Source organism: Actinomadura rudentiformis, assembly GCF_008923185.1.
GTDB lineage: Bacteria > Actinomycetota > Actinomycetes > Streptosporangiales > Streptosporangiaceae > Spirillospora > Spirillospora rudentiformis.
The window spans coordinates 165,732-180,709 of record NZ_WBMT01000020.1 but is presented as its reverse complement, the minus strand read 5'-3'; the positions used below and the strand labels follow the sequence as shown (position 1 = coordinate 180,709).

The 14,978-nt window shown below is 72.4% G+C and carries 11 protein-coding genes; 6 read left to right on the top strand and 5 right to left on the bottom strand.

Translation table 11 applies throughout. The features are described from left to right. Positions 1-206: 206 nt before the first annotated feature. Positions 207-1,037, top strand: a complete 831-nt coding sequence (locus tag F8566_RS36480) for a polysaccharide deacetylase family protein (protein ID WP_225993827.1) — start codon at positions 207-209, stop codon at positions 1,035-1,037. Positions 1,038-1,146: 109 nt separating this feature from the next. Here F8566_RS36480 and cutA read toward each other — a convergent pair whose 3' ends face one another. From cutA to F8566_RS36455, 5 genes are all read right to left on the bottom strand, one after another. After that, positions 1,147-3,543, bottom strand: coding sequence for an aerobic carbon-monoxide dehydrogenase large subunit (cutA, locus tag F8566_RS36475; RefSeq protein ID WP_151566427.1), 2,397 nt, complete (start codon positions 3,541-3,543; stop codon positions 1,147-1,149). A gap of 118 nt (positions 3,544-3,661) precedes the next feature. Continuing rightward, positions 3,662-4,141, bottom strand: coding sequence for a (2Fe-2S)-binding protein (locus tag F8566_RS36470; RefSeq protein WP_151566426.1), 480 nt, complete (start codon positions 4,139-4,141; stop codon positions 3,662-3,664). Further along, on the bottom strand, positions 4,138-5,022 hold the full coding sequence (locus tag F8566_RS36465) for an FAD binding domain-containing protein (RefSeq protein WP_151566425.1): 885 nt from the start codon (positions 5,020-5,022) through the stop codon (positions 4,138-4,140). The genes F8566_RS36470 and F8566_RS36465 overlap by 4 nt, the downstream gene beginning before the upstream one ends. A gap of 7 nt (positions 5,023-5,029) precedes the next feature. Then, positions 5,030-6,481 (bottom strand): uracil-xanthine permease family protein, encoded by a 1,452-nt coding sequence (locus F8566_RS36460; RefSeq protein WP_151566424.1) that lies wholly within the window; start codon positions 6,479-6,481, stop codon positions 5,030-5,032. 210 nt (positions 6,482-6,691) lie between these two features. Continuing rightward, positions 6,692-8,431, bottom strand: a complete 1,740-nt coding sequence (locus F8566_RS36455; protein ID WP_151566423.1) for a PucR family transcriptional regulator — start codon at positions 8,429-8,431, stop codon at positions 6,692-6,694. 238 nt (positions 8,432-8,669) lie between these two features. Between F8566_RS36455 and F8566_RS36450 the strand changes: the two genes are divergently transcribed. The 5 genes from F8566_RS36450 (at position 8,670) to F8566_RS36430 (ending at position 14,926) form a co-directional block, all read left to right on the top strand. Then, positions 8,670-9,734: a DUF2877 domain-containing protein gene (locus tag F8566_RS36450; protein ID WP_225993826.1), complete on the top strand. Its 1,065-nt coding sequence runs from the start codon at positions 8,670-8,672 to the stop codon at positions 9,732-9,734. Next, the gene (locus tag F8566_RS36445) at positions 9,731-11,296 is read left to right on the top strand and encodes an FdrA family protein (RefSeq protein WP_225993825.1); all 1,566 of its coding nucleotides are present in this window, start codon (positions 9,731-9,733) and stop codon (positions 11,294-11,296) included. The genes F8566_RS36450 and F8566_RS36445 overlap by 4 nt, the downstream gene beginning before the upstream one ends. Next, complete coding sequence (locus tag F8566_RS36440) at positions 11,293-12,702, top strand: YlbE family protein (RefSeq protein ID WP_151566422.1); 1,410 nt, start codon at positions 11,293-11,295, stop codon at positions 12,700-12,702. Before F8566_RS36445 ends, F8566_RS36440 begins: the two co-directional genes overlap by 4 nt. 31 nt (positions 12,703-12,733) lie before the next feature. Beyond that, a complete protein-coding gene (locus F8566_RS36435; protein ID WP_151566421.1) occupies positions 12,734-13,645 on the top strand; it encodes an aldose 1-epimerase family protein in 912 nt (303 codons plus the stop codon). 66 nt (positions 13,646-13,711) lie between these two features. After that, positions 13,712-14,926 (top strand): DUF6986 family protein, encoded by a 1,215-nt coding sequence (locus F8566_RS36430; protein ID WP_151566420.1) that lies wholly within the window; start codon positions 13,712-13,714, stop codon positions 14,924-14,926. Positions 14,927-14,978: the final 52 nt, after the last annotated feature.

Sequence of the window (14,978 nt, the reverse complement as noted above, 5' to 3'; positions counted from 1 at the left end):
CGGGCCCCCTCTCGCGAAGGGCAACTTGTGCCTAGCGCACGCCAGGTGTTAGTCAGATACGACCCGTTCGGGCTGGACATGATCTGATGGATCGCGCGAACCTGATCGCGCCTTCGAGCGTCAACGATGTTGCGCCTGACGGAGTTTCGCGCTCGACGGAGTTTCGCCAACGGGGGACGGGAGAAGAACGGCTGATGCTAGGGAAGATGCCCGTGATCGCCACGCTGGTGGCGGGGGGGCTCGGCGTGGCGGCCGGAGCCTGGCCGGTGGTACGCGCGCCGGCGGGCGGCGACACCGGCCCGTCGATGCGGTCCCAGCTGGCCGCCGTCCTGTCGGACCAGCAGTGGGCGACGCCCAAACCGGGCTCGTGGACGATGCCGAAGCCCGCCCCGGACGGCCTCCCGCCGGTCCTCCGCAAGATCGAGACCCAGGACAAGGTCGTCTTCCTCACGATCGACGACGGCTACGAGTACGACGCCGAGTTCGTGAACCTGGTCCGCAAGGAGAAGGTGCCCATCCTCACCTTCCTGACCTCCCGCTACGTCAAGGGGCAAGGCCAGTACTTCTGGGCCCTGCGCAACGCCGGCTCGCAGATGGAAAACCACACGGTCACGCACACCCCCATGGTGAAGCTCACGCCAGAAGGGCAGCGGAAAGAGATCTGCGACGCCTCCGACACCATCACGAAGCAGTACGGTCGCCGCCCGCAGATCTTCCGCCCGCCGTACGGCAGCTTCAACCCGGCCACCGTCCAGGCCGCCAAGCAGTGCGGCATCAAGTCGATCCTGTTGTGGACCGCGGAGTTCTACAACGGCACCACCAGCCCCAACGGCAAGCGGGACGACTTCCAGCGCGGCGACGGCGGCACGGGCTTCAAGCCCGGCGACATCATCCTCATGCACTACCGCAAGGGGCTCGCGGACCAGTTCAAGATGATCCTCGGCTGGATCAGGGCGCAGGGCTTCCGGCCCGCCGCAGTCGAGAACTACCTGCCGAAATCCCTCGGCGGCAACGCCCCCGACAAGCCCACCCACTGACGGCCCGACATACCGGGATGTTTCCCGGATGCCCGGCCCGCGTCCTGCCGCCGGGGTTAGTGTTCCAACGCTGACGGGGTTGAGGTCCCCCGCTCCCCGAGCAACCCCGTCAGCTCAAAATTCTCTGGCTCATTCGCTCGCGGGCGCTCATGAGGTGGAAGAGCTCCGCCGGGGACAGGGGCATCTTCGCGATCGGGATGGCGGTGGCGTCCTCGATGGCCGAGGCGATCACGGCGGAGACGGGGATCACGCCGGCCTCGCCCGCGCCCTTGATGCCGAGGGGGTTGAGCGGCGAGAGCGTCTCCAGGTGGTCGGTCTCGACGCGCGGGATCTCGGTGGCGTACGGCATCAGGAAGTCCATGAACGAGGCGTTCAGCAGCTGGCCGGACTCGTCGTACTCCATGCGCTCGTAGAGGGCCCCGCCGATGCCCTGCGCGACTCCCCCGTGGATCTGCCCCTCCACGACCATCGGGTTGATGAGGCGGCCGCAGTCGTGGACGACGGCGTAGCGGAGGATGTGGATCTCGGCGGTGTCGGGATCGATCTCGACGACGGCGGCGTGCATGCCCGCGGCGAAGGTGGAGCGGACGGGCGAGTAGTAGTCCTTGCCTTCCAGGCCGGGTTCGTCACCGGACGCCACCGGCGGGTCCTCCGGTGAGCCGCCCACGGCGAACTGGGTGGCCCGGGCCGCCTCCTCGTCGAAGGCGTAGCGCAGCGGATTGGACAGCACCGCGACGGTACGCAGGGGGATGGCCGAACCGGGGTCGCCCTTCACATGGACCACGCCGTCGGTGATGTCGAGGTCGCGCGGGTCGGCTTCGAGTGCCTCGGCGGCGATGCGCAGCGCCTTCTCGCGTACCTTCCGGCTCGCGAGCGCGATCGCGTTGCCGCTCATCACCGCGGCGCGGGAGGCGAAGGTGCCGACGGCGTAGCCGAAGCGCCGGGTGTCGCCGGTCGTCACGTGCACGTCCTCGATCGGCACTCCCAGCTCGGTGGCGGCGATCTGGGCGAACACGGTCTGGTGGCCCTGGCCCTGGGAGGTCAGGCCGGTCGACACGTTCACCCGGCCGGTCGAGTCGATCTCGACGTGCCCGCCCTCGTACGGCCCGACGCCGGTGCCCTCGACGTAGCAGCCGAGCCCGATGCCGATCCGGCGGCCCTTGGCCGCGGCGGCGGACCGCACGCCGGCGAACCCGTCCCAGCCGATGAGCTCCTTGATCTTGCGGAGCAGCTCGGGGTAGTCGCCCGAGTCGTAGATCAGCGGCCGCCCGTCCTGGAAGGTCAGGCCCTGGTCGTAGGGGAACTCGTCCGGCCCGATGAAGTTGGCCTCGCGGACCTCGGCGCGGTCGAGGCCGAGGTGGTCGGCGATCCTGTCCATCGTGCGTTCCATGCAGAACACGCCCTGCGGGCGCCCCGCGCCGCGGTAGGGGGTGACGATGACGGTGTTGGTGTAGAGGCTGGTGACCTCCGCCCGGTAGGCCCCGATCTTGTACGGGCCGAGCAGCTGGGTGGAGGTGACGATCGGGATGATCACGCCGTACGGGGTGTACGCGCCGTGGTCGTGCAGGATCCGCACGTCAAGGCCGAGGACCCGGCCCGCGCCGTCGAAGCCGACCTTCACATGCTGCACCTGGCCGCGTTCGTGCGCGGCGGAGACGAAGTGCTCGCGGCGGTCCTCGGCCCATTTGAGCTCGCGGCCGAGCAGCCGCGCCGCCCACGGGACGAGCACCTCCTCCGGCCACGGATGCACGATCTTGACGCCGAAGCCGCCGCCGACGTCGGGCGCGATCACCTCGACCTTGCCCGGCGGCAGGCCGAGCCTGGCCGCGATCGCCGCCCGCACGCTCGTGGACGCCTGGGTCGAGGAGTAGACCCGCAACGACTCGTCGTCGGCGTCCCAGCGCGCGTAGACGCCGCGCCCCTCCAGCGGGGTCGAGGCGCTGCGCTCGATGTCGAGCCGGAACTCCAGCACGTGCGGCGCGTGCTCGATGGCGGCGGCCACGTCCCCGGTCTCCTGCAGGAGCACCGCGCCGACGTTCCCCGGTACGTCGTCGTGCACGAGATGGTCGGCGCGCGCCGCGTTCTCGATGCCGACCACGGGCGGCAGCGGCTCGTACTCCACCCGGATCATTCCGGCCGCGTCCTCGGCCAGGTACCGGTCCCGGGCGACGACCATCACCACGGGCTCCCCGACGTGCCGTACGACGTCGCGCGCGAGCGGGTAGGCGGTCCGGCCGTGGGTCAGCGACGGATGCGGGATGAGCAGGGGCAGCGGCTCGCCGACCCGGCCGGGAAGGTCCTCCCACGTGTAGACGGCGACGAGCCCCTCCACATCGAGCGCGCCGGCGACGTCGATGTCGATGATGCGGGCGTGCGCGTGCGGCGACCGTACGAAGGCCGCCGCGAGGGCGTCCCGCCCCAGGTCGTCGAGGTAGCGGCCCTGGCCGGTGAGGAGCCGCGGGTCCTCCCTCCTGGGGATCGGCTCGCCGAACATGCGCGTACTCATTGCCTCGCTCCGCTCGGCGGCTCACAGCCGCCTTCTCGCGACGGCTTCCCTCGTCGTTCCGGTCGCAAGCTCCCTCCACTCCTCAGTCCAGCCGCCGCGCGGCTGTTCGCGGTCCCCATCACGCCTCCTCGTCGAGCAGGTCGGCGGCGCGGTGCACCGACTTGAGGATGTTCTGGTAGCCCGTGCAGCGGCAAAGGTTGCCGGATATGCCCTCCAGCACCTCGTCGTCGGTGGGGCGCGGGTTGTCCTTCAGCAACGCGGTGACCGTGCAGAGGAAGCCTGGCGTGCAGAATCCGCACTGCAGCCCATGGCACTCCTGGAACGCCCGCTGCACCGGGGACATCGTTCCATCCGGTGCCGCGAGCCCTTCCACCGTCACGATGTCGTGTCCCGCGGCGGTGACGGCGAACATCAGACACGACCGCACCGGCTCCCCGTCCATCAGCACGGTGCAGCAACCGCACACGCCGTGCTCGCAGCCGACGTGCGTGCCCGTCAGCCCCAGATCATGCCGGAGGAAGTCCGACAGCAATCGCCGGGCGGGCACCCGCGCCGTGCGATGCACCCCGTTCACCGTCAGCGCGACCTCGTGCGTCATCGGACCCCCTCGAACGCGGCGGCGGTGGCGGCCCCCATGGCCCGTTCGGTCAGGACTCCGACCAGGTGACGCCGGTAGGAAGCGTCGGCGTGGATGTCGCTCTCAGGATCGACCCGTTCCCGGGCGAACGCGGCGGCCGCGGACCAGTCGAGCGTCCCCGGCGGGCGACCGGCCTGCGCCGCCGCCGCGGGCTCGGCCAGATCGATCACGAGCGGGACCGCGCCGACACCCAGATAACCCGCACGGGCGCCGCTCACCCGCAGGTCCTCGTCGAGCGTGACGAGCGCCGCCACGCCCGCCAAGGCATAGTCGCCGTGCCTGCGTGCCGTCTCCAGGAACGCGGTGCCCGTCCGGGGCGGCGCCGCCGGGAAGAACGCGGCGATGGCAAGCTCGTCGGGATCGAGCGCCGACTCCAGCGGCCCCAGGAAGAACTCCCCGGCAGCGATCGTCCGCCTGCCCCGCGCCGACGCCGCCTCGACCTCCCCGCCCAGCACCGCCAGCACGGCAGGCAGCTCCGCGGCCGGGTCCGCATGCGCGAGACTGCCGACGACCGTGCCGCGGTTGCGGATGACGGGATGGGCGACGTGCCGGATGGCCTCGCGCAACAGCGGCTGCACCCGCGCCGCATCCGCCGCCCGCTCGACCACCGTGTGCCGGGCGAGCGCCCCCACCAGCACGCCCCGCTCGGACACTTCGATCGTGTCCAGCTCGGCGACACGGTTGATGTCCACCAGGTGCGCCGGAGCGGCCAGCCGCATGTTGAGCAGCGGGATCAGGCTCTGCCCTCCCGCAAGCACCTTCGCACCGGCCTCCTCGGCAAGGACGCCAAGAGCTTCGTCGAGGCTACGAGGGGCGTGGTACTCAAAAGGGGACGGTTTCACTCGGCTCCTACTCCGTTGTAGGCGGGCGGACTGGGCCGCCTATCTCCTTCTCCTCTGGGGCGATCACACCTGCGCCGGTGTCGGGGCCGCGGCGGGTCCCTGAGATCGCGTTGAGGACGTGGTAGCCGACGAGCACGGCGATGGTGCCCAGGGCGATGCCCTGGAGCGGGAAGTCGTCGGTGATGGTGAGCGTGACGTTGCCGATGGCCAGGATGATCCCGGCGGCGACCGGGACCAGGTTGACCGGGTCGGCGAAGTCGACCCGGTTCTCGATCCAGATCTTCGCGCCGAGCAGGCCGATCATCCCGTACAGGACGACGGTGATGCCGCCGAGCACGCCGCCCGGGGTCGCCGCGACCAGCGCGCCGAACTTCGGGCACAGGCCGAAGAGGATCGCCACCACCGCGGCGAGGTAGTAGGCGGCCGTCGAGTAGATCCGGGTGGCCGCCATGACCCCGATGTTCTCGGCGTAGGTGGTGGTGGGCGAGCCGCCGACCGACGACGCGAGTGCGGTGCCGACGCCGTCGGCCGCGATGGCGCGGCCGAGCACCGGGTCGAGGTCGTCACCGGTCATCGCGGCGACCGCCTTGACGTGCCCGGTGTTCTCGGCGATGAGCGCGATGACGGCGGGCAGGGCGAGCAGGATCGCCGAGGTCTTGAAGTCGGGCCCGTGCAGGTCGGGGAACCCGAACCAGTCCGCGGCCTTGACGCCGTCGAAGCTCACCCGGTCGTGCGGGAAGGCGGTGGCGACGCAGTAGGGGCCCTCCTGGGGGCAGGCCTTTCCGGCTGCGTCGCGGAGGTTCTGCCCGGGCAGCGCCGAGGTGATCTGGCCCGCGGCCTTGTCCAGGATCCAGGAGAGCGCGAAGCCGAAGACCAGCGCGAGGAGGATGGCGATGCGGGCCCAGAAGCCGCGCAGCAGCACGGCGCACAGGACCGCGAAGGTGAGCGTCAGCAGCGCGACCCACTCGTCCTGCGGCCAGTAGACGTCGGCGACCACCGGCGCGAGGTTGAAGCCGATGAGCATGACCACGGCGCCCGTGACCACCGGCGGGAACACCGCGTGGATGACCGCCGGGCCAAGGAAGTGGATCAGCAGTCCGACGGCCGCGAGGACCAGTCCCGCGATCAGGATCGCGCCCGTGACCTCCGCGCTGCTGCCACCCGCCGCCCGGATGGCCGCGACGGCGCCGACGAACGAGGCGCTGGTGCCGAGATAGCTGGGCACCCGGCCGCCGACGATCAGCAGGAAGAGGATCGTGGCGACGCCGGACATCATGATGGCCAGGTTGGGATCCAGGCCCATCACGATCGGGAAGACGAAGGTCGCCCCGAACATCGCCACCACGTGCTGCGCGCCGATCCCGGCGGTCCGCGGCCAGGACAGCCGCTCGTCCGGACGCACCACCTCGCCGGGCGGCGGGGTCTTCCCGTCGCCGTGCACCTTCCAGCCGATGGCCATGCCGCCCTCCTCATCGCCGTGCCGGCCCCCGGGCGCCATCGCGCAGCCCCCGCGCCCGGCCCTCTCCAGCCGGACGGCTGCGCTCGGCGTTTCGCCTGGCAGTGTTGTTCTCCTGGCTCAGTTCTCCTGCCGCCATGGAGCGTTCCGGTGAAGAGAATGCCCCAGTCAGGTGTGTTTCAAATCACGACTGTGTTAAATCGTGAAGATCCCTCAGATCCCGCGCATGCGCAGGACGTGCAGCGCGAGCGTGAGGTTGAGCCGGAGGTGCGCGTCCTCGGTGAAGGGGCCGAGCATCCGTTCCAGCTTGCCGATGCGGTAGCGCAGGGTGTTGTAGTGGAAGTGCAGGCGGCGTGCCGTCTCGGCCACGTTGAGGTTGGTCTCCAGCAGCACCTGCAGGGTCCGGCGCAGGTCGACCAGTTCCGCCTCGTCGTCGCCCGCGAGCTCGCCGAGGGTCTCCCGGACGAACGCGTGCAGCTCCTCAGGGTCGGAGACGAGGCTCAGCAGCCGGTAGACGCCGAGCTGGTCGAAGTGCGCGCGGGCGCCCGAGCCGTGCAGCTGGCGGCCCACCCGTACGGCCTTGACCGCCTGCTCGTACGCCTCGGGCAGCGCGGCCGGCGAGCCGACCGTGCGGCTGATGCCGGTGGAGAACGTGCGGCGGACCGACAGGTGCTCGGCGAACAGCGCGCTCGCCTCCTTGAGCATGCTGTGGACCGGTCCCGTGGAGAGCGCGTCGTCGGCGTCGGCGCCCACGACCGCGACGACCTCGTGGGCGAAGCTGGCCACCGCCGCGCCCCGGTCGTGCCGGCGGACGACCGCGGTCCAGGCGGCGGCGAGCCGCTCCTGGGCCAGCCGTTCGTCGGCGCCGCGGCCGCGGGCCGCCGGGGCCTCGGTCTCCGCCGGGCGGGCGGCGCGACCCTCGGCGTCGGCCGGCCGGGTACGCCCGTCCAGCTCGGCCACGACCACCATGACCGGGCGGTCGAGATCCCAGCCGAACCCCGCGCAGTGCGCCACCACGCGGTCGTCGTCACCGGCGCGCCCGGCCAGGATGTCGCGCAGGAAGTCGGCGCGGTACTTGCTCTCGACGGCGGCGACGGCCTGCTGCTTGGTCACCACCAGGGCGGCCACCGTGGCGGCGCGTTCGAGAATGCCGAGGTCGGTCTCGCGCAGGGAGCCGTCGGGGCTGTACGCGAGGATCCGGCCGTGGTCGAAGCCCCCGGCCACCACCGGCACCATCAGATGGTCCCCGCCGGACAGAGCGGGGTTGCCGCCCTGCGGGGGCACGCCGTGGGTGGACACCGCGTTGAAGGCCCGCATGGCCTGGATGTGCTCTTCGGGTCCGGCGCCCGCGAGCACGCGCTGCTCGGCGTCCAGCACGACGACCGCGACGTCCAGCAGCGACGCGACCTCGTTGACGACCTCCTGCAGGCCGCCGCCGCACAGCACGATGTGCACCAGCGCCCGGTGGACCTCTTCGGTGCGGGCCAGCACGGCGGCCTGGCGGTTGAGGATGTCGGTCAGCACCTGGTTGAGGATGTCGTCGAAGCCCACGTCGTTGGGTAGGAGGATCAGTGGGAAGCCGCGCCGGTCGGCCTGCTCGATCATCTCGGGCGGCAGCGACTCCAGATAGCGGCCGAGTTTGATCGCGAGCGCGGCCAGGCCGCGTTCGTCCAGGTCCGCGACCAGGTTGTCGAGCGACTGGGGGGTGTTGCGGAGCGGATAGCCGGTGGTGAGCAGCAGCTCGTTGGACTTGACCCACGACAGTATGTCGGGGACCTCCATCACGTTCAGCCGCTGCACGATGCGATCGAGCCCTGCGCGTCCCGCGATGAGCCGAGCCCCGTTCAGGGTCGACACCCCCAGGACTTCGCCGACCGACAGACCGTACGTCAGTGTTCCGGTACTCGCGAGCCTCAGAGCCGGTGGGCCCGGGTCCGCCGTGGTGTAACTCATGCCAGGGGTCACCTCGCCTTTTGGTGCGTACATCGCCCTATATGGCGTGATCGCTACCGCTTTCCGATCAACCCTGACAACAAAGACGAAGGAAGACAACCAGTCTTGGCAGTTTTCTCCATACGTCGGGTGACAGGCCCGGTCTACCGTCTCGGCAGAGGCCGGGCGGCCGCACCCATCCTGGATCACCCGGTCCCTGTTCACAGTGGCCGCCACGTTCCCTGCCTCGGGAGGACCCGTGACAGCCGTCGTCCGTGACCCGATCCCGTTGCCGGCAAGGCCGGGCCCGCTGCCGGGCCGGAGGCCGCCGGCGGCCGGCGCCGCGAGCCTCGCGCTGCGGCCCCTGGTCGATGCGCCGCGCATGCAGGCACGGGTGATCGCGGCCTTCCCGGCGGCCGTCTACCTGGAGCTTCGCGTCCCCGCCGAGGCTGGCAGCGCCACCGAGCCACGCGTCGTGGCAGTGGTCAGCTCCGACGCCGTACGCCTCCCCAACGCGATCGTGGTCGTCGCCGCGAGCCGCGAACGCCCGTTCCACGCCGTCCGCGAGGGCTCGGACGCCTTCATCGGTGACGGCCGGGTCGAGATGGAGGGGCTGCAGGTCCGGGTCCGCCGCTGGTGGGACCCCTCCGCCGTGCTCGGCGCCCTCCCGGTGACGGCGCTGTCCCGCGGGGTACGCGCGCTGGAGAACGCGCTCGACGCCGCCGGCGGCACGGCCGGATGCGGACTGGCCGGGCATCCGGACCCGCTCCTGCTCGCCCGGCACTGCGCCGGCGGCGAGCTCGCCGACGCGGTCGAGGCCGCCGAACGCATCGTGGGCCTCGGCCCCGGGCTGACGCCCAGCGGCGACGACATCCTGGCCGGGCTGCTGGTCTCGCTGCGCCTGGTCGGCGGCGCGGTCCGGCACGGCGGCACCGCCGTCTGGCTCGCCGACTGGCTGGGCGCCGCGGTGACCGCGGACGCGGGCACCCGGACGACCGCGCTGGCCGCGACCCTGCTGCACTGCGCCGCGGGCGGCCAGGCCGGCGCGGAGGTCGCCGCCGTGCTGCGCGCCGTGGCCGGGCAGGAACCCCCGGCACCCGCCGTCCGGCGCCTGCTCTCCGCCGGGCACACCTCCGGTGCCGATCTCGCCTGGGGCGTGCTCGCCGGCTGCCGCGCCACCCTGCGACTGGCCACCGAGACGGCCCGCGAGGAGCGTTTTCCGCGAGAGCTGCAGCGGCTTCGCCGCGAGCAGCCCTTCCCGAGGGGGGACGACCCCCCACGCCCCCCGGAGCGGCTTCGCCGCGATCGGAGAGCAACGGCTTGAAATCCTGGGTGGAGGTCCGGCCGGGCGCGTACCACGACTCCGTGACCTTGATGCGGGTGAGCCGGCGGCTCGGCGGCCGGGCGGGCGTGGCCGGCGCGATGGCGGCCATGGCGACCGAGCTCAACCGCGAGGTGCTCGAACGGATGGGCTTCGAGGTCCCGGCCGAGGCGGGCCCCGGCGATCTGGTGGTGGCGATCCGCGCGGAGGACGCCGCGTTCGACGAGGCCCGGCACGCCCTCGACGATCTCCTGCACGAGGCGGCGCGTCCTGCTCCGGCGGACGGCCCCGGCGGGTGGGGCGAGCAGGCGCCGGCCCGGACGACGGCGGCCGCCGCGGCACGGGTGGAGGCGAGCGAGGCAAGCATCGCCCTGCTGTCGGTGCCCGGCCCGCACGTGTTCCCCGAGGCGATGGACGCGCTCGACGCCGGGCTGAACGTCATGATCTTCAGCGACAACGTGCCGCTCGACCAGGAGATCGAGCTCAAGGAGACCGCCGCCCGGCGGGGCCTGATCGTGCTCGGCCCCGACTGCGGGACCGCCGTGATCGGCGGCGCGGGCCTCGGCTTCGCCAACGCGGTCGAACCCGGCCCGGTGGGCATGGTGGCCGCGTCCGGCACCGGCGCCCAGCAGCTGATGTGCCTGCTGGACACGGCCGGCGTCGGGGTGAGCCATGTGCTCGGCGTCGGCGGCCGGGATCTGTCCCGCCAGGTGAGCGGGCGGTCCGCGCTGGCGGCGCTCGCCGCGCTGGACGCCGACCCGGCCACCGAGGTGATCCTCATGGTGTCCAAGCCGCCCGCGCCGCAGGTCGCCGACCTGATCCGCGAGGCCGCCCGGCGGCTCGACACGCCCGTGATCTTCGCCCTGCCCGGATCCGGCGAGGGTGACCGGCCCGGCGAGTACCCGGGAGACCGCGGCGACCTGACGCGGGCGGCGGAGGAGACGCTGGAACGCCTCGGCCGCCCGGTGCCGCAGTGGCCGTCGTGGCCCGCCCCGGCGCCCGCACGGCGCGCCTCCGGCCTGCGCGGGCTGTTCGCCGGCGGAACGCTGCGAGACGAGGCCGAGGCTGTCATCGGCGATGCACTCGGCTGGGATCTGGCCGCGCACGGGCACTCGCTGGTGGACTTCGGCGACGACGCCTACACCCGCGGCCGGGCCCATCCAATGATCGATCCGACGCTGCGGCTGGCGGCGCTGGCCGAGCAGGCCGCCGACCCGGGGTGCGGCGTGCTGCTCCTCGATGTCGTCCTGGGGTACGGCGCGGATCCCGACCCGGCAGCCGCGCTCGCTCCGGCCATCGAGAAGGCCCTCCGGGACCGGGACGATCTGGTTGCCGTCGTGTCGCTCTGCGGCACGCGCGCCGACCCGCAGGGCCGCGAACAGCAGGCGAACGCCCTGTGCCGGGCGGGCGCGACGGTCTTCCTCTCGAACGCCGCCGCCGCCCGGCATGCGGCGAGCCTCGTTCAGGCGCGGGACGGCGCGGACGCGCAGACCGCACCGAGTGCCACACGGACCGCACGGGACGCCGCGCAGACCGCACGGAACGCTTCGCGGAGGGCGACATGAGCGAGTCCCGGCCACGCCTGGGCGGGCTGCTGAGCCGCGAGCCGCACGTCGTCGCCGCCGGCGTGGACGTGCTGGCCGACGCGCTGCACCAGCAGGCCGTCCCGGTCGAACGGGTCGACTGGCGGCCCCCGCCCCCGGGCACCGAGGAATCGCTCGCCACCGTCCTCGGCGACCCCCGGCACGCCACCGCCAACGCCGACGCCGTCGGGCGCATGCTCAGTGCCCGTCCCCAGCTGGTGGACGTACGGCCCGCGCAGGAGGTGCTGGGTCTGGAACGCGGGACGTTCCTGCACGCGGGCCCGCCCATCGACTGGGAGCGCGCGTCCGGCCCGATGCGGGGCGCGCTCATCGGCGCGATGCTCCTGGAGGATCTGGCCGGCACCCCGGAAGAGGCCGAGAAGGCGCTGGGGCAGGGCGCGGCGACGCTGGAACCGTGCCATCACCACGCCACGGTCGGGCCCATGGCCGGGCTGGTGAGCCCATCGATGTGGATGTTCGTCGTCAAGGACACCGAACATGGCGGCACCGCGTACTGCTCGCTCAACGAGGGACTGGGCAAGGTCCTGCGGTACGGGGCGTACGGCCCGGAGGTGATCGAGCGGCTGCGCTGGATGGGCGGTGTGCTCGGGCCGCTGCTGCGGGAGGCGGTGCGGCTGCACGGCCCGCTCGACCTGACCACGCTCATGGCGCAGGCCATGCAGATGGGCGACGAGCTGCACAACCGCAACCGGGCGGCGACCTCACTGCTGATGCGCGAGCTGGCGCCCGCCTTCGCCTCGACCGACTCCTCCCGCGCCGACATCGCCGGGGCGCTGACCTTCATCGGAGGCAACGACCACTTCTTCCTCAATGTCGGCATGGCCGCGGCCAAGTGCGCGGCGGACGCCGCGCGGGACGTGCCCGGGTCGAGCCTGGTGGTGGCGATGGCCCGCAACGGCACCGACTTCGGCATCCAGGTGTCGGGCACGGGCGACCGCTGGTTCACCGGACCGGCCGGGGTCCCCGACGGGCTCTACCTCGGCTCGTACGGCCCGGCGGACGCCAATCCCGACATCGGCGACTCGGCCATCACCGAGACCGTGGGGATGGGCGGGTTCGCGCTGGCGGCGGCCCCGGCGATCGTGCGGTTCGTGGGCGGCGAGGTGCCCGACGCGCTGGCGGCGACCCGGCGGATGTACGAGATCACCATGGCCGAGCATCCGGCCTTGCAGGTGCCGTTGCTCTCGTTCCGCGGCACGCCGGCCGGGATCGACGTGACCCGGGTGGTGCGGACCGGGATCCTGCCGGTGATCGACACCGGCATCGCCGGGCGGGAGGCCGGCACCGGCCAGGTCGGCGCCGGGCTGGTCGAGCCGCCTGGAGAGATCTTTACCCAGGCCCTGCACGCCCTGGCCGGCGAGGGGTGACGCCGGGACCCGGCCGGGTAGGTTTCCGATCATGAGCGAGCCGATCACCGGGGCCCAGTACGAGATCAGCGCCGGGCCGTACCGCGCCGTCGTCACCGAGGCGGGCGCGGCCCTGCGCACCCTGACCCACCACGGGAACGCGCTGATCCTCACGCACGGCGCCGACGAGGCCGCCCCGGCCGCGTTCGGCCAGTTGCTGATCCCCTGGCCCAACCGGGTCGACCGCGGCCGGTACTCCTACGACGGCGAAGATCACCAGCTGGACCTCTCCGATCCCGCGCTCGGCGGCGCGATCCACGGGCTGGTGCGCTGGTCGCCCTGGAAGCTCTCCGAGCGGCGTCCGGACGGGGTGACGCTCACCCACCGGCTGCTGGGCTCGGCCGGCTACCCGTTCCGTCTCGATCTGGAGGCCGACTACTCGCTCCACCCCGACCGCGGCCTCACCGTCCGGATCACCGCGTCCAACGCGGGGTCGCGCACCGCCCCGTACGGCCACGGCGCCCATCCGTACCTCACGGCGGGCGAGCCGATCGACGCCTGCACCGTGACCGTCCCGGCCGGCCGCTACCTCCCCGTGAACGACCGCATGATCCCGGACGGGCCGCCCCGGCAGGTCACCGGCACCCCGTACGACCTGCGCGAGGGGCGCGTCCTGGGCGACCAGAAGATCGACAACGCCTTCACCGGGCTGACCCGTGAGTCCGACGGCCTGGCCTGGGTCCACCTCGCCGGTTCCCGCCGGACCACCTCGTGCTGGATGGACGCCGCGCACCCCTGGCTGGAGGTCTTCACCGCCGACACGATCCCCGCCGGGATCCGCCGCCAGGGCCTGGGCGTGGAACCGATGACGTGCCCGCCGAACGCCTTCGCCACCGGCATCGACCTCATCGACCTCAAACCCGGCGCCCGGCACACCGGATCCTGGGGCGTCCGCGGCTCATGAGCCGGCGGACGCGCGGCCGCCGATGACCGGTTCCCAGAGAGCCGGATCTTGGGGGATCATTGCGGGGTGAACCTGAGCGTTACCTCGATCGACGATCTGTCCGAGCGCGTGGCCGCCGTCTCCGCCGAGCACGCCGTGCACTTCCCGGGGCCGCCCTCGGGACGGCAGCCGGTCCACACCGTCTACGTGCCGGCCGACCGGTTCTCCCGCTCGACCCCCGCCGACTTCGGGGCCGAGGCGCTCCGGCTGCTCAACACCCACACCCCCGGCGCGGGCTCGTTCGGCACCGCGTTCGGCATCGAGCCGGAGATCGCCGGGCTGGTGCGGGAACGCGTGGCCGCCAAGCTGGCGAGCGAGCCGATCGAGGACGTGCGGATCGACTTCGAGGACGGCTACGGCACCCGGTCCGACGAGGAGGAGGACGGCCACATCGCCCAGGTGGTCGAGGCCGTCGCCACCGCCTACAACGCCAAGGGCCTCCCCCACTACTGGGGGCTGCGGGTCAAGTCGTTCGCCGACGGCGGCCACGAGCGCGCGATGAAGACGCTCGACGGCTTCCTCACCGCGCTGCGGGACCGGCTCGGCCGGCTGCCCGGTGGCTTCACCATCACCTTCCCCAAGGTGGTCATGGCCGAGCATGTCGTGATCTTCGTGGACTATCTGGAGCGGCTGGAGACCGCGCTCGGCCTGCCCGAGGGCATCCTGCGGTTCGAGGTCCAGATCGAGACCACCGAGGCGGTCATCGACCACCAGGGACGCTTCGGGCTGCGCGCGATCGTCGAGGCGGCCCGGGGGCGCATGGCGGCCGCCCACTTCGGGGTCTTCGACTACACCGCGGCCGTCGGCCTGCCGCCCGCCGAGCAGCGTCTCGACCATCCGGCCTGCGACTTCGCCCGGCACGCCATGCAGGTCTCGCTGGCCGGCACCGGCGTGCGCCTGTCGGACGGCTCGACCAACGTCATCCCGCGCAACGACGGCCCGGACGAGGTCAACCACGCCTGGTCGGTGCACGCGGCGCACGTCCGGCACTCACTGAAGCACGGCTTCTACCAGGGCTGGGACCTGCACCCGGCGCACCTGCCGAGCCGTTACGCCGCCGTCTATGCCTTCCACCTGAGCGGCGTGGACGAGGTGATCGGCCGCGTGCGAGCCTGGCACGAGCAGGCCGCGAGCGCCGACGACGGCGTGCTCGACGAGCCGGCCACCATCAAGGCGCTCACCGCCCGGCTGCGCCGCGCGGTCGACTGCGGCGCGCTGGACGAGAGCGTTCTCCCGGAATAGCACCATCGCTCTTTGCCGGCGCCGCGAGCATGAGCCCGCAGCGATCCACCTC